The organism is Nocardia cyriacigeorgica (genome assembly GCF_010868145.1).
In the GTDB taxonomy this organism is placed as follows: Bacteria; Actinomycetota; Actinomycetes; order Mycobacteriales; family Mycobacteriaceae; genus Nocardia; species Nocardia cyriacigeorgica_D.
Genome location: NZ_JAAGUY010000005.1, coordinates 38,079 through 60,079, shown reverse-complemented (window position 1 = coordinate 60,079; position 22,001 = coordinate 38,079). Strand labels below are relative to the sequence as shown.

Sequence of the window (22,001 nt, the reverse complement as noted above, 5' to 3'; positions counted from 1 at the left end):
GCTCAATTGGTCGGGTTGAACCGCAAGGAGTACGGAATGAGATTGGCACGAACGACAGCGCGGCGCGGCGTGCTCGCGCGGTTGGGAATGGCTGCGATCGCGACGGCGCTCGCCGCCTCGGTGGCGGCCTGTGGCTCCGGCTCCGGAAGCGACGGTGGCGAGGGCGTCACGATCAAGCACGGCCTCGGCGAAACGACCGTCGAAGGTACGCCTGAGCGTGTCGTTACCATCGGCAACCAGTGGCTCGACGCCACCCTGTCGCTCGGGGTGACGCCAGTCGGTTACGCCGACAACGTTTCCGTCCTCGCGGGCGGTCAGAAGGTGCCATGGGAGCCGGACTCGTTGTCCGAGGCCACGGTGCTGAAACAGGGCTCCGATCTCGCCGAGCAGATCGCTGGCCTCGAACCCGATCTGATTCTGGTGCCCGCGTTCCTGGTGGATCAGGCGATGTACGACAAGCTCTCCAAGCTGGCACCGACCATCGGTCCCGTCACCGAGGGCGCGCAGGTCGACCTGTGGACCGATCAGGTGACCACACTCGGCAAGGTGCTGCACAAGGAGGACGCTGCGGGCAAGGTGATCGCCGACGTCGACACCAAGATCAGCGACGTCTCCGCCAAGTACCCGAACTTGGCCGGAAAGACCTTCCTGACCTGCATGCTGACCGGTCCCTCGCAACTCATGGTGCTTGCCGACCCCGAGGATGGTTCATCGAAGCTGTTCTACGATCTGGGGCTGAGCATTCCGCAGAACATCGTGGACGAAGCTCCCGAGGGCGGCCGGCTGGCGCTGTCGCCGGAGCGGCTCGGTGATCTGACCTCAGACATCCTGATGTGCGGTGCCATGCCCACCTACGAGCAGAAGTTCAAGGAACTGCCGGGGTACAACGACCTGCCGGCCGTGAAGTCGGGCGGCATGACCTTCCTCGACACCATGACCATCAGTGCGATCAACACTCCGACCGCGCTGTCGGTGCCGTACGTGCTGGAAAAGCTCGACCCGACCTTCGCCGCGGTCGGTAAATAAGACGCGATCGGCCGGGCACCCCGAACAGGGCGTGCCCGGCCCATCTGAACGGCGAGCTCAGCTCCACGGGACCTTGCCGAAAATTGCCCCGAGCGCTTCCGCATTGCGGGAACAGGGATTGTCGGCCGGGGTGGCAGGAGCGGGGCCGGGCGCCGGCGGCCGCAGGATGACCGTCACCTCCCGGTTGGCGCTGTAAGGGGCGGTGATGCTGCAGTATTCGGTGGTTTCGCCCGGGTGGGGAAGAAACACCTGGAACGGGCGGCCCAATTGCTGCATGAGGCGGCGCGCGGTCGGGTCGTCGGGGTTCTGTGGGAACTGTTCGACTCGCTGGCGGACCCAGAACATCACGCTGATTCGCTCGGCGTCGCCGACGAGCCAGCTGCAGCCGTCGGAGTCCTCCAGGTGCTGGCCGGGGGCGAGGCCGGGTTGGCGGATCGGCTGGATTCCGGGGACGCCGCTGACCCGATCGGCCACATCAGGCGGAACAAGTCCGCACGGGTCGAGCCCTTCGAATGCCGCAGGCGATACGACGGTGGGCGCCTGCGTATGGACCGGAGCGGTGGATGCCGGACCGGCGGCAGTGCCGATGGCGATCGCCGCGGCCGAGGTAGCTGCGAATGCAGTGAGCGCCTTGCGAAGCAACGGTTTCCCTTCCTTGGCGGCTGGTTGTCGCCGCCGGACGCGCACAGACTACTGCCCAACCGGTTCTGGTGATACCGATCCCGCCTCATTGCCCGAAACCGGGAGTGCCCCCATAGGCCCGGAACGGGCGCCGACGCCCCTTTTCGGTGGGTGCGAGCTCATCTCGCGCTCTGGTTATTCGGATTTGCCATGTGTAGGCTTACCTAAGTTTTGGGATGAGCGGATCGTCGCCACCGCCCTGCCCGATCGCATCCATCGATGCTGTGCCGGGTCGGCTACTCGCGGCATACGGGATGGAGGACGAGTAATACATGGCGCGCAGAGGTTTCTCGGCTGTGGTCCTGAATGCGTTCGGCGTTCAGTACCACGACGCCACAGTGCTCAGCACCGAGCAGACGACACCACGGATGCGGCGAGTGTGGCTGAGTGCACCCTCGCTGTTCGATGAGATCGACATCGAACCCACCGCGTGGCTGCGGATCTGGTTCCCCGACCCCGCAGGCTCGGATACCGAATTCCAACGCGGATACACCATCGCCGAGGCGGATCTGGCGACCGGGCGCTTCGCCATCGATTTCGTCCTGCACGAACCCGCGGGGCCGGCATCGGCCTGGGCGATGGCCGTCGAGGGCGGCGAAACGATCGAGGTCACCTCGTTCGGATCGAAGGGCTTCTCGGTCGCCGAGGAGCAGGCCGGATACCTGCTGATCGGCGATTCGGCGTCGATCCCGGCGATCAACTCCATCCTGGCCGCCGTTCCGCCGCAGATGTCGGTCGAGGTGTATCTGGAACAGCATCACGATGACGATCTACTCATCCCGCTGACTTCCCACCCGCGTGCCCTGGTGCACTGGGTGGCGCGAACGTCGGAGGAATCCCTCGCCGCCGCGCTAGAGGCACGTGACTGGTCGAACTGGTACGCATGGGCGGGCCCGGAGTCGAAGTCGCTCAAACACGTCCGCGCTCGGCTGAAGGAATTCGGTTTCCCGAAGAACGACGTCTATACCCAGGCCTACTGGGTGCACGGGCGCGCCATGGGCAAGCAGCGAGACGGCGCCGAACTCGACGCCGCGCAGACAACGAACCTCACACCGGCCTCGGCCGCGGACGACGCCGTCGTCGTTGCGGCCGCTTCCGCCGCGACCGAAGCCGCTCCGGAGACCACGCCAACGCCGGAACCGGCCATGGCCGCCGCCCAACCCGGCACGCCACCCGGCAACTGGCGGTCGCAGGCGGCGAGCAAGCTCTTCGCCGAAGTGCGCCCGAAGCTGTACATCGCTGGTGTCCTGCAATTGCTCATCACGCTGGTCCAATTGGCGCCGTACGTGCTGCTGGTGGAGCTCGCCCGCAACCTGCTGAATGGCAGCGACGAGTCCACCCTGTGGGCGCTCGGATCGTGGGCGCTTGCGCTGCTCGGTGTGGGCGCCCTGCTCGAACTCGCGATGCAATTGTGGTTGCACACCGTCGACGCGCGGTTCAGTCGTGACCTGCGTGGACGACTGCTGTCCAAGCTCTCCAGGCTGCCGCTGGGCTGGTTCACCGCACGCGGCTCGGGCCAGATCAACAAGCTGATCACCAATGACACGCTGTCGCTGCACTATGTGGTGACGCACGCCGTCATCGACGCCGTCGCCGCGGTGGTCGCACCGCTGGTGGTGCTCGGCTACCTGCTGTGGGTGGACTGGCGACTCGGCCTGGTGCTGCTGGTGCCCGTGCTCGTTTATGTCTTCATCATGTTCTCGATGGTGGCGCAGTCGCGGATCAAGATCGTGCAGTCGCAGCGCTGGGCTGAGCGGATGAACGGGGAGGCCGCCTCCTACCTCGATGGCCAGCCGGTGATTCGGATCTTCGGCGGCGCGGCGGCCTCATCGTTCCGGCGCAGTCTGGACGATTACATCCGCTTCCTCGATACCTGGCAGCGGCCGTTCGTCGGCAAGAAAGCCGCAATGGACATCATCACCAGGCCGGTCACCTTCCTCTGGCTCATTCTGGTCGTCGGCACCGCACTGGTAACCACCGATCGCCTCGATCCGGTGAACCTGCTGCCATTCCTCTTCCTCGGCACGACATTCGGTTCGCGGCTGCTGAGCATCGGCTATGGCCTGTCCGGGCTGAAGGAAGGTCGGATTGCTGCGCGCAACATCCAGCTCACGCTGGACGAGGCCGAGCTCGGAGTGGGCGCCGACGGCGCGCACTCGGCGGATCCGGCCGGCCGCGTTGTCCTCGACCACGTGAGGTTCGGCTACCGGCCCGGTGTCCCTGTGGTCGACGGCGTTTCGCTCACCCTCGAGCCCGGGACCGTCACGGCACTGGTCGGTCCCTCCGGAGCGGGCAAGTCGACGCTGGCCGCGCTGATGGCGCGTTTTCACGACCTCGACGGCGGCAGCATCCGCGTGGGCGGCCGCGATATCGCCACGCTCACCGCCGATGAGCTATATCAGCAGGTCGGATTCGTCTTCCAGGACGCCAAGCTGGTGCATGGCACGGTCCGCGAGAACATCGCCCTTGCGGTGCCCGACGCCACCGAGGATGCGGTGCGGCAGGCGGCCAGGGATGCGCAGATCCATGAACGAATCCTGCGGCTGCCGCAGGGCTACGACACCGTGCTCGGCGCCGACACCGCGCTATCGGGCGGTGAGCGCCAGCGCCTCACCATCGCCAGAGCGTTGCTCGCCGACACCCCGGTGCTGATCCTCGATGAGGCCACCGCCTTCGCCGACCCGGAATCGGAATACCTGGTGCAGCAGGCCATCAACCGCCTGACCGTCGGGCGCACCGTGGTGGTGATCGCTCATCGCCTGCGTACCGTCACCGACGCCGACCGCATTGTCGTGCTCGAGGGCGGCCGGGTGGTCGAGTCGGGTACGCACCCCGACCTGCTCGATGCCGACGGCCGTTACCGGCAGCTGTGGGAAGCCGGCGCCGTCGCCGCCGATCTGAAGGAGAGCGTCCGATGACGAGCACCCTGCTGAGCCTGCTGCCCCCGGAGCGCCGCGCGCGCTTCGGGGGGTACCTCGTGCTGATCGTCGTCTCGACCGTCCTGCGCGCGATCGGCGTGGTGCTGATCGTCCCGCTGGTCGCCGCGTTGTTCGGTGACAATCCCGCCGAGGCCTGGCCGGTGGTCGGTGCGTTGACCGTCGCGGTCGCCGCCGGGTGGATCGTGGATGCGATCGCCTCGCGCGTCGGCTTCGACCTCGGTTTCACCATCCTCGACCACGCGCAACGCGATGTCTCCGCGCAGGTCGCCCGTATCCCGCTGCGCTGGTTCGGCGAAGACAATTCGGCCGCCGCTCGTCGCGCCATCGCCAGCAACGGCCCCGACCTGGTCGGATTGCTCGGCTACCAGGTGACGCCACTGGTGCAGTCGGTGCTGCTGCCGTTCGCGATCGGCATCGGGCTGGTGCCTGTCGCCTGGCAACTCGGCGCGGTGTCCTTGTTTGCCGTCCCGCTGCTGCTCGGCGCCCTGTGGGCCAGCGGGCGGATCTCGCGCCGGGCCGACGAGGTGGCCAAGGATTCCAACAGCGCGCTCACCGCCCGCATCCTCGAATTCGCCCGCACCCAGGCCGCGCTTCGCGCCGCCCGGCGCGTGGAACCCGAACGGAGCCAGGTCGGCACGGCGCTCGCCACCCAACACGGCGCGACGACCCGCCTGCTGCTGCTGAACATTCCCGGGCAGATTCTGTTCAGCGTGGCCAGCCAGATCACGCTGGTGCTGCTCGCAGGCACCACGGCATGGCTCGCGGTGAACGACACCATCGGCGTGCCAGAGGCCGTCGCGCTCATCGTCGTGGTCGTGCGGTTCCTCGAACCGTTCGGCGCGCTCGCCGATCTGGCGCCTGCGCTGGAGACCAGCAGGGGCATCCTGCGTGATATCCGGGCCGTCATCGATGCGCCCGAGCCGGTCACCGACGCTGCCGCGCAGCCGCGGGGCGCGGAATCCGGCGCCGCCGGAGTCGAACTGCGCGGGGTGTCCTTCGGTTATGGACACGACACCCCACCGGTACTGGACGGCTTCGACGTCGAGTTCCGCGCCGGCGAGGTCACCGCGGTGGTTGGCCCGTCCGGCTCAGGCAAGAGCACCCTGCTCGGACTGGTGGCCGGGTTGGAGAAGCCGGCCTCGGGTCAGGTGCTGGTCGGTGGTGTCGATCGCGGCGCCCTCGATCCGGCGCATCGTCCGATAGTGACGAGCATGGTGTTCCAGCAGCCGTACCTGTTCGCGGGCACGATCCGGGAGAACGTGCTGGCGGGCAATCCCGGTGCGAGCGAGGAGGAACTGACGTCGGCGCTGCGGCTGTCGCGGGTCGAGGAGTTCGCCGAACGCCTGCCCGAGGGGCTCGACACCCTGGTCGGGGACGCGGGCACCGCGCTGTCCGGCGGTGAACGCCAACGCGTCTCGATCGCACGGGCGTTGCTCAAACCATCGTCGGTGCTGCTCGTCGATGAGGGCACCAGCGCACTCGATACCGAGAACGAGGCCGCGGTGGTCGCCGCGATCACCGATGACCCGCAGCAGCGCACGCGCGTGGTCGTCACCCACCGGCTGTCCACTATCGCGGGCGCGGCTCGGGTGCTCTTCCTCGAAGCAGGCCGCATCGTGGAGGACGGCACGGTCGAGGAGTTGCTGGCCGCCCAGGGTCGGTTCGCCGAGTTCTGGGCGCATCAGCACGACGCTGCCGGGTGGCGGATCGCCTCGGATTCCACTCGGGTAGGCGCGAACTGAGCGACGGGGGCATCCGCCACCAGCGGCGGGTGTCCCCTGAGGTGGTTTTCGGGCTTCTCGCTCGGACCCGACCCCGCCGGGCGGGTGGTTAGTGTAGCCTAAGCTTGCCTAGGGTCCAATTCGAGAGCGGCGGTTGTTTGTCACAGTCGCAGCATGCTTGTCGTGCGGCCACCTTTGGCTATGCTCTGTTGGCGAGTTAGTGCACCCTAATTTTTTAGGGTGTGCTAACCGGCGGAGTTCTTGATCTGCGAGAGGCGTTCTGATGGTGGTTGCTCGTCCAGAGCTCGGTACGGAGATCGATCTCCAGGCGGAGATCGGTTCGGTGCTCGGGATCCCATCCGCCGATGTCGATACCGGCGCCAACCTCATCGAGCAGGGACTCGACTCGGTCCGCATGATGCGGCTGGTTGGCCGGTGGCGCAGTCTCGGCTACGACGCCGACTTGGCGCGGTTGGCGGCCGAGCCGACGATCGATGCCTGGGCGGCTCTGCTCGGCGAATGCCGATTGGCCGACAGCGATTCCACCACTGTTGATTTCGATGACGCGGATCTGGCTGCCGCGTTCCCGCTCGCGACTACGCAGCACGCGTATTGGACCGGACGCTCACGCGATGACGCGCTCGGCAGCGGCGCCGCGCATCTCTATGTCGAGTTCGACGGCCCCGCGCTGGATCCCGAGCGTTTCCGTGCGGCGGTGGGGGCGTTGCTCGAGCGCCATCCGATGCTTCGCGTCCGGCCACTCCAGGACGGCACCCAGGTCATCGGCGCCGCGCACGCGGACATTGTTGACGTACACGACCTCCGGCAGAATTCGCCGACGTCGGTTGCCGAGACCATGGAACAACGACGGCAGCAGGGTGCGCAACGCAGCCTGCCGACCGGCGAAGCCGCCGTACTGCACGCTGAGCTGACCCTGCTGCCCGAAGGGCGCGGGCGGGTCCATCTGGCCGTGGACATGATCGCGGCCGACGCCATGAGTTATCGCGTGCTGGTGGATGATCTGGCTCGGCTCTACCTGGGTGAGGATCTCCCGGAACTCGGCGCGACCTTTCCGGCCCTTTCGGCTCGGCGCCGTGCGCGGGACACCGATGTGGCCTGGTGGAAGGCTAGAATCGCCGATTTGCCCGGTCCGCCCGAACTTCCCGCGAACGCGGCCGGTGCCGATGCGGCACCCGCGACGTTGCGCCTGCACCACCTCATCGACGCCGCAGGCAGGCAACAGCTGGAGGAAGGCGCTCGTAAGCGTGGAGTGACACCCGCGGCCGCCATGGCGGCCGCGTTCGCCGAGGCCGTCGGGGCGTTCTCGGCAAGTAGGCGATTCCACCTGACCGTGCCGCTGCACGACAGGGACGCGGTGCACTCCGGCGTGGACGAGGTGGTGGGCGCTTTCACCTCCACGATCGTCGTGGACGTGGACCTCGCCGAGGAACAGCCCCTGGCCCAGCGGGCCAGCGGTATGCGGACAGCGATGCACGAGGCGGCGGGTCGCGGCATCGCCGGCGGTCTCGATGTGCTGCGCGAACTCGGCGAGCCGGTGGTGTCGCCGGTGGTGTTCACCAGTGCGCTCGGACTCGGCGAGTTGTTTTCGCCGGTGGTGGCCGAGGTGCTCGGCGAGCCGTCCTGGATCGTCTCGCAGGGTCCGCAGATGCTGCTCGACGCGAAGGTCGTCGAGGTGTCGGGCGGACTGCTGGTGAACTGGGGCGTGCGCACCCCCGACCTGGCGCCGAAGACCGCGCGGTCGATGTTCGACTACTACGTGCGCCTGCTGGATCTGCTGATCGAAGGGGAATGGGACCGTACCGCACCCGGCCCCGAGACCGTGGCCGCGCCGGTGTACCACTTCGAGTCCCGGCCGATGGACGTCGAGCGCGATGCCGTGGTCGCCCACGGTTGGCTCAACCATCCGAAATCGGCGTACTGGGGAATGCTCGACAGCAGCGTGGCCGACGTGCAGGAACTGATCCGGGAGGCGGGTACCGATCCCGACCCTCGCTTCGGCATGCGCATCGGCTATTTCGAAGGCGAACCGCAGTTCCTGTTCGAGCTGTACAACCCCGCGACGAGCGATCTGGCCAAACCCGGCACCGGCTACGAGCACGAGCCCGGCGATGTCGGCATGCATCTGCTGGTCGCGAGCACCGATCGCCGGCTACCGGCGTTCACCGGGAACGTGATGCTGCACATCATGCGGACCGCGTTCTTCGAACTCGGTGCGCAGCGTGTCGTGGTCGAGCCGGATGTGCGCAACCTGGACGTGCAGGCCCTCAACGCCGCCGTCGGATTCGTGGTCGCCGGTGATTATCCGGTGGCGGACAAGGTGGCCCGGCTCAGCTACTGCACGCGGGCGAATTTCATTCGCGTGACGGACAACGGGCGGTCTCTCGCAGTCGTCGATCAGCGTTCCAATCTTTGAGAAGGCAGCGTTTTGAGTAGTACCGAGGCTTCGGCCGACCATCGTTCGTTCTGGCAGACCTACAACGCCAGAATCGCGAAGAAGATCCTGTCCGAGTTCTGTCATGAGCGTTTCGTTCACCCGGTCGAACAGTCGCCCGGTCTGTACGTGGTCTATTCCGATGACGGCCGCACCGAATACCGGTTCCGCGCCGAGGTTCTGTCTCTTGACAGTTGGGGTATCGACGAATCGTCGTTGCGACGGGTGCGTGACGGCGCGGAGCTGCGGATCGACTCGATCGACTTGCTCATCGATCTCAGTGACTCCCTCGGTATTTCCCCGGACGTATTGCCGGAATATCTCGAAGAATTCACCAACACGCTCGCCATCAGCACGAATCGCCCCGATGCGCGGCGCATCACGGCGGCGGAACTGGCGGATGCCGATTTCCAGACGATCGAGCGGACGATGACCGAGGGGCACCCCTGCATCGTCGCCAATGCCGGGCGGCTCGGCTTCAGCGCCGACGATGTGGAGCGCTACGCACCCGAATCGGGTGGGCGATTCCCGCTGACCTGGGTGGCCGTACTGCGCGAGAACACCGATTTCGCCGCGGTGTCCGGCCTCGACTACGACAGCCTGGTGCGTGCGGAGCTCGGTGCGGAGACGCTCGCGCGTTTCGACGCCGTGCTCATCGCCCGCGGTCTCGATCCGGCGGCTTACTACTACATGCCGGTGCACCCGTGGCAATGGGTACAGAAGATCGCGCGCATCTACGCGGTCGACATCGCCGAGCAGAAGATCGTGAAGGTCGGCGACGCACCGGATCTGTACCAGCCGCAGCAGTCCATCCGAACCCTGTTCAATGTGTCGAATCCGGTCCGCCACTACGTGAAGATGGCGCTGTCGATCGTCAATATGGGTTTCACCCGTGGCATGTCCGCCGATTACATGCGCACCACCCCGCTGATCAACGACTGGGTCCGCGCCCAGGTGAACGGCGACCCGTACCTGAAGTCGCTCGGCTTCGAGATGCTGTACGAGGTGGCGGCGATCGGCTACCGGAGCACCACCTACAACGCCCTCACCGAACCGGGTTCGGAGTACCGCAAGCTGCTGTCGGCGCTGTGGCGTGAGAGCCCGGTTCCGTTGGTGGACGACAACGAGCAGCTCACCACCATGGCCGCGCTACTGCATATCGACCATCACGGCGACCCGCTGGTCGAGGCGGTCATCCGCCGTTCGGGCCTGCCCGCCGAGGAATGGTTGGCCAGATACCTGCGCTGCTATCTCCAGCCGATCATGTATCTGCTGTACAAGTACGAGTTCAAGTTCTCCCCACACGGTGAGAACCTGATTCTGGTGCTCGACGGCGGAGTGCCCGTACGCGGCATCCTCAAGGACATCGGTGAAGAGGTCTCCATTTTCGCGGCGCCGGAAGGCATTCCGGACACCTGTCGTCGCGCGGTGACCGAGGAGGCCGACGAGATCCGCAACATGGGCGTGCTCTCGGACGTATTCGACGATTACCTGCGCCATCTCGCGCTGATATTGCATTCGCGCGGACTGGTCGCGGACCAGGAATTCTGGGCCATTGTCGCGCGCGGAGTCATCGAGTTCCAGCAGCAGCATCCCGATATGGCGGAGAAGTTCCGCAGATGGGATCTGTTCGCACCGACCTTCAAGGCGATCCACATGAATCGTCTTCAGCTGTCGAACAACCGGCGCATGGTGAATCTCGGTGATTCGTATTCGACCCTGGTCGACGCCGACCACGAACTGGTGAACCCGATCGCGGGCCATCGGCCGCCGGCCGATTCTGTGCGCGCGGAGGAGGTGGCGGTCTCGTGACGACCGGCAACGCCGTGACGGCGGACCTGGAGATCATCAGGGATGCTCAGGGCATCCCGCATATCGTCGCCGATTCCGCCGAGGGCGCACTCTTCGGCCAGGGGTACGCGTGCGGCGTGGACCGCGCCTGGCAGCTCGAGTTCATCCGCCTGCGAGCCGAGGGCCGCAGCGCGGAGGTCTTCGGCGCCGACGGCATCGGCTGGGACGAATTCGCTCGTCGCACTCAGCTCGACCGGGCTGCCCGCCGGATCTACGAGGCGTCCTCGCCGCGTTCGCAGCGGTTGATCCGCGCCTATGTCGATGGCGTCAACGCCACGGTCGACACCGCCGACGCCATCGAACTGACCGAACTGGGTCATCGGCCCACTCCGTGGCAGCCGTGGACCCCGATCTCGGCGTTCCTGTTGCACCACATCCTGTTCGGACGTTTCACCACGAAGCTGTGGCGCCTGCACGCGGTCCGCGCGCTCGGCGCCGATGCGCTGGCCCTGTTCGACTGCGAGGGAGTGGACGCCACCTCGCAGACCGTGCCCGATTACCCCGACGAGACGTTCCTCACCGACCTGCTCGCCCGGTTCGCCGAGGATGCGCAGGGGACCGAGGCGCCGCGCGAATCGTTCGGTGAACCGCTGTCCGGGAGCAACGCCTGGGGTGTGGCCGCGACGCGCACCGCGACCGGTGCGCCGCTGATCGCGGGCGATCCGCATCGCTTCCTGGAACTGCCCGGCATCTACCAGCAGTTCCACTTGGCCTGCCCGGAATTCGATGTCGTCGGATTCTCGTTCGCCGGCGTCCCCGGCGTTCCGCACTTCTGCCATTCCGGCACGGTGGCGTGGGGGATCACCAATGCGATGGCCGACTACCAGGACCTCTACCTGGAGCGGCTCAGCAGGTCGGGCGCCGAGGTGCTCGCCGAATCGGCCGACGGTGTCCGCGCGGCCGATATCCGGCACGAGCGGATCCTGGTGCGCGACGGCGATCCGGTCGACCTCGAGATCATCAGCACCGGCAACGGTCCGGTGCTGTTCGGCGGGCCGGAGAAGTCTTTCGCGCTGAGCCTGCGCAGCCCCATGCTGAACGATCCCGAGGTCACCTTCGACGCCGCGCTTGATGTGTTGTTCGCCAAGAATGTCGGCGATGTCGAGCAGGCCATGCGGGAGTGGGTGGAGCCGGTCAACCGGATCGTCATCGCCGATACCAGCGGGCGGATGACCCACCATGTGGTCGGCAAGATTCCGGTGCGGGCGCACGAGAATTACTGGCTGCCCGTCCCTGGCTGGGACGCGCGGTATCAGTGGCGCGGCTACGTCACGCCCTCGGTGACCGACGACGGCTTCGACGCGGGCGTCTCCGACTATTCGGTGATCGCCAACCAGCGCATCGCGGATTCGCTGCCACTGCAACCGGTCACCACCGAATGCGCGGCTTCGGCGCGCGGGGCGCGGATCGGCGAACTGCTCGCCGCCGACCCGGCCGTTTCCGTGGACGGCTGCGAACGCATCCACGGCGATGTCGCCAACGAACAATCCGATGTCATCTGCGCACTGCTACCGGCGCTGACCGAACTGAGTCCGGCCGGTGACGAAGTCCGCCGCAGGCTGCTCGCCTGGGACGGCGCCATGGGGGCCGACAGCACCGACGCCTACGTGTTCGCGGAGGTTCGCACCCGCCTGGTCCGCGCCATCGCCCACCATGAGGCACTCGCCGGACTGTCTGTGCCGCACCTGTTCTCGCCGGTGCTCAACCCGTGGTTCGTGGTGGAGACGCGGCTCGCGGCGGCACTGGATTCCGTGCTTCGACGCGCACCCGGTGTCGGCGTGGATATCGACCGGCTGCTCACCGAGTCCGTCGAGGCGGTCGCTGCGCATCTGGCCGAGCTGGAGACCGTTCCGACCTGGGGCAGCGTGCACGTACTGCACCCGCTGCACGGTATGGATCTGGCCGGGATGTCACCGAAGCATCCCGAGATGTCGGCACGTGTGCGGCCGAGCCGGCTGCCACTTGGCGGTGATTCCGAATGTGTTTTCGCCAATGCGAGCGCCGTCGGGTTCTCCCATGCGTGCAGCCTGGGATCGGCCGCGCGATACATCTGGGATCTGGCCGACCGTGACGCGGGTCGCTGGATCGTGCCGCTGGGTGTCAGCGGTGATCCGCGGTCGCCCAACTTCGAGGATCAGGCGCCGCGTTGGGCGCGCGGGGAACTCATTCCGATCCTCAGTGACTGGGCGCGCGTGCGCGCATCCGCCGACCGGCATGAGGTCTTCGATCGAGTGGCGACCTCCGACGTCGGTTCCGGCATCGCGGCCTACCGGCTCGCGCGGACCGCGGTGGTGCCGCTACGGCCGGGGTAGCCACGGCGAGGTGATCGTGCGGGTCGCCGCGAGGAAGCTCGCGCGCGCAGACCACCTCGGCCGAAACAAGTTCGTTCGCCAAGTCATTCAACGGAGTGGGGCTTTCCGTGTCACATGAATCCACTTCCCCTTGGGGAAGGTCATCCAAGTTCGCCGATCCGGGCGAGGGTTGGACCGCCGCAGGTGGCGGTCTCGCGCAGCTGGCCGCGGCGGTCGAGGAGAGCCGCCACCACCGGTCGCCGTTGCCATCCGGTGATCCCGCCGAGGTGCTCGATATCGTCGCTCGAGCGCTGGGGCCCGAACGTATTCCGGACAGTGGGGTGGGCGAATCGGCCGCGTTGACGCAGCTGGCCGATCTGATCGCCGCCTACGGCCTCGACCTGACCCATAAGCTGTGCGCCGCGCATCTGCAGCCGCCGCCGCTGACCGTCGCCGTGGTCGCCGACGCACTGGCCAGCGCCTCCAATGCCTCGCTGGACACCTACGACTCCGGCCCGGCCACACTGGCCATCGAGAAGTGGACGGTCAGCGGGCTGGCCGCGCTGGCAGGACTGCCCGCGACCGCCGGCGGCGTCTTCGGTCCCGGCGGGTCCTACTCGAACCTGCTGGCGCTGTTGATCGCCCGCGACTACGGCGCGGCACAGCTCGGCATCGATATCCGCCAGAACGGTGTGAGCGCGCTGCCACGTCCGGTGGTGCTGTGCTCGCGGGTGGCGCATTTCTCTATCCACCGCGCCTGCGCCACGCTGGGTCTCGGTGAGGCGGCGACGATCCCGGTGCCGGTCGACTCCGAGCACCGGATGATCCCGGAAGCCCTCGATCAGTTGCTGACCGAGCTCGCCGAGAGCCACACTCCGGTCGCGGTCGTCGCTACCGCGGGCACCACCGATTTCGGCTCGGTCGACCCGCTGCCCGAGATCGCCGAGATCACGGCTCGGCACAATGTGTGGTTCCACGTCGACGCGGCCTACGGTTTCGGTTCGCTGTTCTCCGACAAGCTGTCCGGTCTGCTGACCGGCATCGAACGCGCCGACTCGGTGACGCTGGATCTACACAAGGTCGGCTGGCAGCCTGCAGCCGCAAGCGTGCTGCTGCTAGCCGATCAGGAGCGATTCGCCTCGCTGAATCGTTCGGTCGCCTACCTCAACCCCGACGACGACGTGGAAGCCGGATTCGGCGGTCTGCTCGGACAGACACTCCAGACCACCCGTCGCCCTGATGTGCTCAAGGTGGCCGCGACCTTCCTGGCCTACGGTCGCGACGGCCTCGGCGAGATGCTCGACACCTGCCATGAGCTGGCCCGCTTCGCTGAGCGCCGGATCGGTACCGAACTCCAGCTCGAGCTGGTGGCGCCGGTGACCCTCACCACGGTGGTGTTCCGCTACCGCTGCGAGGATCTGGATCTCGACCAGGTGAACGGTGAACTGCGGCGCCGCCTGATCAGCTCGGGCAAGGCGCTGATCGGGCGCACCCAGGTGCGGGTGCACGGCGAAGGTGAGCCGCGCACCTGCCTGAAACTCACGCTGCTCAACCCCGAATCGACCGAGCAGGACATCGATTCGCTGTTCGACGAACTGCTGCGCATGGGCCTGGAAGTGGAGTCGGAAGGTTTGCGCAGTGATCGCGATGAGATGGTGAATGTTCATGAGTGACATCCAGAAGGTCGACATCCTGGCGATCGGATGCGGTCCGTTCAATATCGGCCTTGCCGCCATGGCCTCGACCGTCGACGACGTCGAGGTGCTGGTGGTCGACTCGGTCGAGGAGTTCCGCTGGCATCCCGGCCTCATGTTCGAGGAGGCCAAGCTCCAGGTCAGCTTCCTGTCCGATCTGGTCACCCTGGTCGATCCGACGCATCCGATGTCGTTTCTGGCCTACCTGGCCGACGTCGACCGGCTGTATCCGTTCCTGGTGCGCGAGGATTTCTTCCCGACTCGGCGCGAGTACGAGGCGTACCTGCTGTGGGCGGTCGGCAAGCTCTCGTCGCTGCGTTTCTCCACGACCGTGGAGGCGGTGCGCTGGGACGAGCAGGCACAGCACTTCGACGTGTCGGTGACCAGTCACGGCAACGCCTCGGTGATCCATGCCGGCCATGTGGTGGTCGGGGTCGGTACCGAACCGGCGATCCCGCGCGAACTCTCGACCAGCTCGCCCGCGCTGGTGCACAGCTCGCAGTACCTGTTCCATCAGGCCGCCGCGCACAAGGCCGATTCGGTCACCGTGATCGGCTCCGGCCAATCCGGCGCGGAGATCGTGATCGATCTGCTCGAGGCGAACCTGCGCGGCGGTCCTTCGGTGCGGTGGTGGACCCGCACCCCGTGGTTCGCACCGCTCGACTTCACCAAGCTGTCGCTGGAAATGACCACCCCGGCCTATATGGATTATTTCCACAGCCTGCCGGAGGAGACTCGCGACCAGGTGCGTGCCGGCCATTGGCAGTTCCACAAGGGCGTCTCCAGCGAGACGCTTGCGCGTCTGCACGATCTGCTCTACCGGCACAGACTGCTGGAAAAATTGCCGCCGGTGCAGCTGCGCAACGGTGTCGCGGTCGAGGGCCTCGATAACCTGGCCGACGGCCGGTTGCGTATCCGCGGACGGCATCTGGATACCGGATCGTCGCTGGCGCATACCGCCGACCTCGTCATCGCGGCCACCGGGTACCGGGAGCGAAAGACCGATTTCCTCGCCCCGATCGCCGACCGGCTGCGGCGCGATTCGCGCGACCGCCTCGTCATCGAGTCGAACCACGCGGTTGCCGCCGACGCGGCGCTGTCCGGGCGGATCTTCGTGGCCAATGCCGAGGCGCATGCCGTCGGTGTCTCGGCGCCCAACCTGGACATCGGAGCGGTCCGCAATGCGAAGATCCTCAACTCCGTGCTCGGCCGCGAGGTGTACCGCCTGCAACGTGATACCGCGTTCACCAGCTTCGGCGTGACGGACGAGGAGGTGTTCGAATAGGACACCCACCGGCGCTCGGGTCGAACGGACCACGCGCCAACACCCGCTGACCACGCACCCGTGCGGTGCGATTGCCGAGGCCATGCCCGGCAGAAGTAGTCGTTTCTGTCACTGAGGAGTACCTGATGTCCGATCACATCCGCGACACGCTGAACAGCATTCTGGAAGAAGATCTCGACCTGCCGCTCGCCGACGTCACTCGGTCCTCGCTGCTGGTCGAGGATCTCGGCATCGACTCGGTGGCGTTCGCCATCGGCGTCGTCGCCATCGAGGAGCGGCTCGGAGTGCAGCTGACCGAACGGGAGATGTCGGAGGCCGCCTCGGTGGGCGATCTGGAAGACCTCATCCGCTCGAAGGCGGAAAGCGTCGCCAAGTAATCGCTGCCGCCGATCCCAATTTTCTGTTTCCACACTGCTCAATGAAGGTTCCCATGACAAAACTCATCAAGGTCGCTGTCGTTTCGGTACTTGCCGCTCTGCTCGGTCTCGGCCTGGCCCACCCGGCCGCCGCGGATGTCTCGATTCGCGACGCCACCGCCGCCGACCTCTACATCCGCGATGAAGTCCCGTCGCTGGAGCAGCTGGAGCGGTTGTACGCGGCGTTCTACAACCCGAACGTCTCCATCGATCAGAAGGTCGAGGTCAGCTACGGCGGCGATAAGGTGCGCCCGGTCGTCGAGCAGGCCATGTCGTTCAGTCAGGCTTACGATTTCTTCACCATCCAGGGCCGCGCGGTCGGTCCGGTGCAGGTCGAAGGCAACCGGCTCACCGTCCGCGGTGAGGGGCTCATCGCCGGATTCCCGGCAACGTCGGCGACCTACTACCTGGTGCGCGACGGCGGCCTGTGGAAGTTCGATTGGAAGGCGTTCTGCCAGAACGTCGACTGCGCGGGCGACCCGCAGTTCGATTACTGATGCCGCGCACCGCCCGGCCCGCCGGGCGGTGCGCGGAATGATCCCCGCCCGGTGCGACCGGCCCCGCCTCCACGGCTAGGAGAAGCATGAACGTACTGACCGACGCGCAAATGGAACTCATGCGGCGGCGGCTCGCCGACGCGGGCATCGCGGGCGATCAGAGCGCGACCGCCGCCGAGCCCGCCGAGCCGTCGGACGGCGGTCTCGGCATCGCCGAGCGGCGGATGTGGAAGATCTACGAGCTGGACCCGGAGTCCATCTCGCACAACTATGGCGTCCTGCTGGAATTCGACGACTCCTACACCCTGGACGAGGTCGTCGCCTCCTATGTTCGGCTGGTCGACGCCTCCGAGGTGCTCAGTTCGGTCATCACCGTCGGCGACGACGGCGTGGCGCGGCGCGAGCCCAAGCGCTGGGATGGCCGTTGGGTCGTTCCTGGCCAGGTCTGGGAATGGGGCTCGATGCCCGAATCCGAGGAGTCCACCGCGGGGCGCTCACCCGAGCACATCGTGCGCGCCGCCGCCACAGCGCTGTCGACCGCGTCGTTCCGGTTGCGGCAGGACCCACCGATTCGCGCCCGCGCCTACGCGGGCCCCGACGGCGGCGTCTCCATGGTGCTGGTACTGCATCACCTGGCCGGTGACGAGACCGCGCTGCCTCCGATCCTCAGTGAGCTGGTGGCGCGTGCGGATTCGGCCGCGGCGCCCGCGCCGTCCATGCCGCCGGCTCCGGCGCGTCCGGTGGCCGCACTGGAGCACGCGGTGCGGCATGCGGTGCGGACCTGGGCGGCCGAAGGTATTCGCTATCCGCTGTCCGGTGAGCTGCCGCAGACCACGCCGGAGCAGAGCTGGTTGTCGGTGATGGGGGAGGGGCCAGGTGCCTATCTCATCCGCCCCATCGACCAGGCCGATGTCACCGCGCTCGCCGGTGTCGCCCGCGAGGTCGGCGCGACGCCCAATGCGGTGTTCATCGTCGTGTCAGCGCTGAGCATCGCCGCGCTGACCGGCGCCGACGACTACGTGCTTCTGGTGCCCGCCGATAACCGGCAGCCCGGCGAGGCGGCCGACAAGGTCGGTTACTGCGGCAATGTGGTGCCTATGCGCTTCACCTTCGATCCGGCCGCGTGCACCAAGGACGCGCTGCGTGAGGCGGTCTCGACGGTCTATGGGTCGATGGAATTCTCCTCCGTCGACTACGGCCCGATTCTCACCGCGCTGCGTGGTGACGGCGGGCGTTTCCCGGTGGCCGAGGTGATGGCGCTGGTGAAGAACACCCCGTTGCGCGGAGTTCCGCTTCCGCGTGGCGCGCGCGTCACCTGCGAGACGGTGTTCAAGGGTGTCGTGCACTATCCGCTGGCGCTGGCCTTCGAGATCGGCGAGGACGAGCAGGTGCGTCTCGAGGTCGAGTACCGCACCGACATCCTCGACCAGGCGTACGCGCAGCGCGCCGCGAAGGTGGTCGCCGAACTCGTTGCGCGCGTGCCGGATGCGCTGGATCTGCCGCTGTCGGACCTGTTCGGCACGCTCCGTGCGGCGGCGGGCGCGTAGCGGCGGTGCCCATATGGGCTGGCCCGGGTCGTGCCGGGTGCGAGATTTCATCATGTTAGGCTAGGCAAGCCTAGCCTAACTAATAGGTTTGATCTGAGGAGTCACGTGTTTTCGAAAGACCAGCTACGTGCTGATGTCGCGGACTTGCTGGGTGTTCCCGGTGAGTCCATTGGCGACAGTGACGATCTGGTCCGCCTGGGCCTGCATTCCATGCTGCTGATGAAACTGTCCGGCACCTGGCGTCGCCAGGGTTACCGGGTGCAGAGTTCGCAACTGGCGCTGGAACCGACGATCGAGGCATGGGCCGCGTTGCTGTCCGGCGGTGAGCCCGCCGCGGAGCCCATCGCTCCGGTCAAGGCCGCACCGACTCCGGCCGAATCCGCACCGGTCGCCGCGAATGCCGAGGGCGACGAATTCGCGCTGGCCACCATGCAGCACGCCTATTGGGTCGGGCGCCAGTCCGGGCAGGCCCTTGGTGGTGTCGCGGCGCACCTGTACGTCGAGTTCGACGGTGCGGGCGCCGATCCCGACCGCCTGGAACGCGCGGTCGCACAGGTGGTCTCGCGGCACGACCAACTTCGAGCAGCCTTCGGTGAGGCCGGTGGACAGCGCATACTGGCGCAGCCGCCGCAGTCGGTGTACCGCGTGGTGGATTTGCGCGAGGCCGCCGACGCCGACGCCGAACTCGAGCGCATGCGCGACCGGATGAGCCACCAGCTCCTCGACGTCGCCGCAGGCCGGGTGGTCGAGTTCGTGCTCACCCTGCTGCCCGGTGACAAGCACCGACTGCACCTGGACGTCGACATGCTCGCCGCCGACGCCATGAGCTACCGGCGCATCCTCGACGATCTCGCCGCCGCCTACGAATCCGATGGCGCCCTGCCGCCGGTCGGCTACAGCTTCCGGCAGTACCTGACCGAGCGCGGCGACCGCATTCCGGCCGATGAACACGAGGCTGCCCGGCAGTGGTGGACCGATAAGCTGCCGAGCCTGCCGGAGACCGCCGAACTGCCGACGATCCCGGAGGCCAGGCGCACCGACCCGTCGCGCAGCGTCCGCTTCCACCACCGGCTCGAGCCCGAGGGCAAGACCCGGCTGTACGCACTCGCCCACGGCCACGGACTCACTCCCGCGGTGACGCTGGCCTCGGTGTTCTCCGAGGTGATCGCGCGCTGGTCGGCACGGCAGCGGTTCCTGCTGAACCTGCCGCTGTTCAACCGTGAGCCGGTGCACGACGAGATCGACCAGGTCGTCGGCGATTTCACCAACTCGGTACTGGTCGACGTCGACGCGCGGGCGAGCGAATCTCTGGTGGACCGCGCCCGCCGCTTGCAGCACGAACTGCACAGCTGCGCCGCGAACGCCACCTACGAAGGTCTCGACGTGCTGCGCGATCTGGGCAAACTGCGCGGCTCGGCGGTCACACCCTCAGTGGTGTTCACCTCCGGCCTCGGTCTCGGTGAGCTGTTCTCCGAACGCGTGACCCGCCTGTTCGGCAGCCCGGTGTGGATTCTGTCGCAGGGCCCGCAGGTCGATCTGGACGCCCAGGTCGCCGAGGTCGACGGCGGACTGCTGGTGAACTGGGACACCCGCCGCGACGCCCTGCCCGAGGGCGTCATGGAGTCGATGTTCGCCGAGTTCCGCGCACTGCTCGACAGCCTGCTCGCCCCCGCCGCCGACTGGAACGCCCCGCTGTCCATCGCCCTACCCGCCGCGCAGCTCGCCGCGCGCGAAGCCGCCGAGACCATCTCGGCGTCGATCGCGCCGCGCAGCCTGCACGCGGAGTTCTTCGCGCAGGCCACCCAGCGGCCCGAGCGCGTCGCGATCGTGACCTCGCAGGGCGAGGAACTGAGCTACGGCACGGTCGCCGAGCAGGCGCTGTCGTTGGCGAAGACACTGACCACGGCGGGTGTGCATCCCGGCGACACCGTCGCGGTGATCGTGCCGAAGGGCCATCAGCAGGTGATCTCCGTGCTCGGCGTGCTCGCCGCTGGCGCGGTGTACCTGCCGGTCGGCGCCGATCAGCCGGTCGCGCGTCGTGATCGCATCCTCGCGCGGGGCCTGGTGCGCGCCGTGATCACCGGTGCGACGGTCGATGTGCCCGAAGGCATCGAGCGGATCGTCTTCGACGAGTCCGTCACCGGCCCACGCGCCGAACAGGCGGTCGTGCCCGACCCCGATGCCCTCGCCTATGTGCTGTTCACCTCCGGGTCCACCGGCGAACCGAAGGGTGTCGAGGTCAGCCACCGTGCGGCCGCCAACACCATCGATGCGATCGCCGAGGAATTCGGCCTGAACGCCGACGACCGCACCATCGGCCTCTCGGCGCTGGAGTTCGATCTGTCGGTGTTCGATATGTTCAGCCCGCTCGCGCTCGGCGGCGCGCTCGTCTGCATCGACGCCGGCAAGGTGCGTGACGCCGCCGCCTGGGCGGAACTCGTCGCGGCCCACCGGGTTTCGGTGCTCAACTGCGCGCCGGGCCTGATCGGCATGCTGCTCGATTCCGCGACCGCCGAACAGCTGAGCAGCCTGCGCGTGGTGATCACCGGCGGCGACCGTGTGGATGCCGGTGTGGCCGCCCGGATGCGGGCGCAGGTCCCCGGACTGCGCTTCGCCGGACTCGGCGGCACCACGGAGACCGCGATCCACTCCACCGTGTACGAGGTCACCGACGAATTCCCCGCCGAATGGACCGCAGTTCCGTACGGCCGCCCGCTGTCGGGCGTGCACTGCCGAGTGGTGAACGAGCGCGGCGAGGACGCTCCCGACTGGGTCACCGGTGAGCTGTGGATCGGCGGCGTCAGCGTGGCCGACGGTTACCGTGGCGATCCCGAGCGCACCGCCGACCGGTTCGTCACCGCGAACGGTATCCGCTGGTACCGCACCGGTGATCTGGCGCGCTACCTGCCCGGCGGCACCATCGACTTCCTCGGTCGTGCCGATCATCAGGTGAAGATTCGTGGTTACCGTGTCGAACTGGGTGAGGTGGAGGCCGCGGCCAAGACCCTGCCCGAGGTCGGAGAGGCGGTGGCGGCGGTCGTTTCCGGACGGCTGAGCCTGGCCGTGGTCGGCGCGGAGTCCGGGCAGGTGGTCGACACCGTCGTGGTGGCCGCCGCCCTGGCCGATCTGCTGCCGGAGTACATGGTTCCCGACGTCCTGCACTTCCTGGCGCAGGTGCCGCTCACCAGCAACGGCAAGATCGACCGCGCGGCCATCCGTGCGGTGCTCGAACGCGAGACCGAGGGTCTGGCCGAGGCCGAGTATGTGGCGCCGGAGACCGCGCTGGAGGCGGCGGTCGCCTATATCGCCGCGCAGGTGCTCGAGATCGAGCGGATCGGTGTGACCACCGATTTCTTCGACGCGGGTGCCAACTCGATCCTCGCCACCACCTTCGTGGCGAATGTGCGTGGCCTGCTGGCCGTCGACGGTGTCGGCGTCACCGATGTGTTCGGCGCGAAGACGGTCCGCGGCTTCGCGGCCCGGCTCGTCGAACGCGAGCAGGTGCCTGGCCAGCTGGTCCAGGTGGCGCGAATCCTGTTGGAGGTCGCCGGAATTCCCGACCCGTCGGCCGATCTGGCCGCAGCGCGAGCCTGAGCGGCGA

Annotated in this window: 13 protein-coding genes; 12 read left to right on the top strand and 1 reads right to left on the bottom strand. The window is 67.3% G+C overall.

The genetic code is table 11. From position 1 onward, the window contains the following. Positions 1-36: 36 nt before the first annotated feature. Positions 37-1,026 (top strand): ABC transporter substrate-binding protein, encoded by a 990-nt coding sequence (locus GV792_RS09420; protein ID WP_163823664.1) that lies wholly within the window; start codon positions 37-39, stop codon positions 1,024-1,026. Positions 1,027-1,083: 57 nt separating this feature from the next. On the opposite strand, the gene GV792_RS09415 is transcribed toward GV792_RS09420, so the two are convergent. After that, complete coding sequence (locus GV792_RS09415) at positions 1,084-1,713, bottom strand: DUF3558 family protein (RefSeq protein WP_309139091.1); 630 nt, start codon at positions 1,711-1,713, stop codon at positions 1,084-1,086. Between the two features lie 266 nt (positions 1,714-1,979). On the opposite strand from GV792_RS09415, the gene GV792_RS09410 reads away from it, so the two are divergent. The 11 genes from GV792_RS09410 (at position 1,980) to GV792_RS09360 (ending at position 21,994) form a co-directional block, all read left to right on the top strand. Continuing rightward, positions 1,980-4,625: an ABC transporter ATP-binding protein/permease gene (locus tag GV792_RS09410; RefSeq protein ID WP_163823662.1), complete on the top strand. Its 2,646-nt coding sequence runs from the start codon at positions 1,980-1,982 to the stop codon at positions 4,623-4,625. After that, positions 4,622-6,388 carry an ABC transporter ATP-binding protein gene (locus tag GV792_RS09405; RefSeq protein WP_163823661.1) on the top strand — a complete coding sequence of 589 codons (1,767 nt, stop codon included), beginning with the start codon at positions 4,622-4,624 and terminating at the stop codon, positions 6,386-6,388. The genes GV792_RS09410 and GV792_RS09405 overlap by 4 nt, the downstream gene beginning before the upstream one ends. Before the next feature lie 262 nt (positions 6,389-6,650). Then, positions 6,651-8,801 carry a GNAT family N-acetyltransferase gene (locus tag GV792_RS09400; RefSeq protein WP_163823660.1) on the top strand — a complete coding sequence of 717 codons (2,151 nt, stop codon included), beginning with the start codon at positions 6,651-6,653 and terminating at the stop codon, positions 8,799-8,801. A 12-nt stretch (positions 8,802-8,813) separates the two neighbouring features. Next, positions 8,814-10,631, top strand: a complete 1,818-nt coding sequence (locus GV792_RS09395; protein ID WP_163823659.1) for an IucA/IucC family protein — start codon at positions 8,814-8,816, stop codon at positions 10,629-10,631. Beyond that, positions 10,628-12,982 carry a penicillin acylase family protein gene (locus GV792_RS09390; protein ID WP_309138491.1) on the top strand — a complete coding sequence of 785 codons (2,355 nt, stop codon included), beginning with the start codon at positions 10,628-10,630 and terminating at the stop codon, positions 12,980-12,982. The genes GV792_RS09395 and GV792_RS09390 overlap by 4 nt, the downstream gene beginning before the upstream one ends. Positions 12,983-13,089: 107 nt before the next feature. Next, complete coding sequence (locus tag GV792_RS09385) at positions 13,090-14,634, top strand: pyridoxal phosphate-dependent decarboxylase family protein (protein WP_163823658.1); 1,545 nt, start codon at positions 13,090-13,092, stop codon at positions 14,632-14,634. Beyond that, positions 14,627-15,940: a lysine N(6)-hydroxylase/L-ornithine N(5)-oxygenase family protein gene (locus tag GV792_RS09380; protein WP_163823657.1), complete on the top strand. Its 1,314-nt coding sequence runs from the start codon at positions 14,627-14,629 to the stop codon at positions 15,938-15,940. Before GV792_RS09385 ends, GV792_RS09380 begins: the two co-directional genes overlap by 8 nt. A gap of 71 nt (positions 15,941-16,011) precedes the next feature. Continuing rightward, positions 16,012-16,317, top strand: a complete 306-nt coding sequence (locus GV792_RS09375) for an acyl carrier protein (protein WP_256668015.1) — start codon at positions 16,012-16,014, stop codon at positions 16,315-16,317. Positions 16,318-16,370: 53 nt separating this feature from the next. Continuing rightward, positions 16,371-16,853 carry a hypothetical protein gene (locus tag GV792_RS09370; protein ID WP_163823655.1) on the top strand — a complete coding sequence of 161 codons (483 nt, stop codon included), beginning with the start codon at positions 16,371-16,373 and terminating at the stop codon, positions 16,851-16,853. An 86-nt stretch (positions 16,854-16,939) separates the two neighbouring features. Further along, positions 16,940-18,400: a condensation domain-containing protein gene (locus tag GV792_RS09365; protein ID WP_163823654.1), complete on the top strand. Its 1,461-nt coding sequence runs from the start codon at positions 16,940-16,942 to the stop codon at positions 18,398-18,400. Between the two features lie 105 nt (positions 18,401-18,505). Next, a complete protein-coding gene (locus GV792_RS09360) occupies positions 18,506-21,994 on the top strand; it encodes a non-ribosomal peptide synthetase (protein WP_163823653.1) in 3,489 nt (1,162 codons plus the stop codon). The last annotated feature ends 7 nt before the right edge of the window (positions 21,995-22,001 follow it).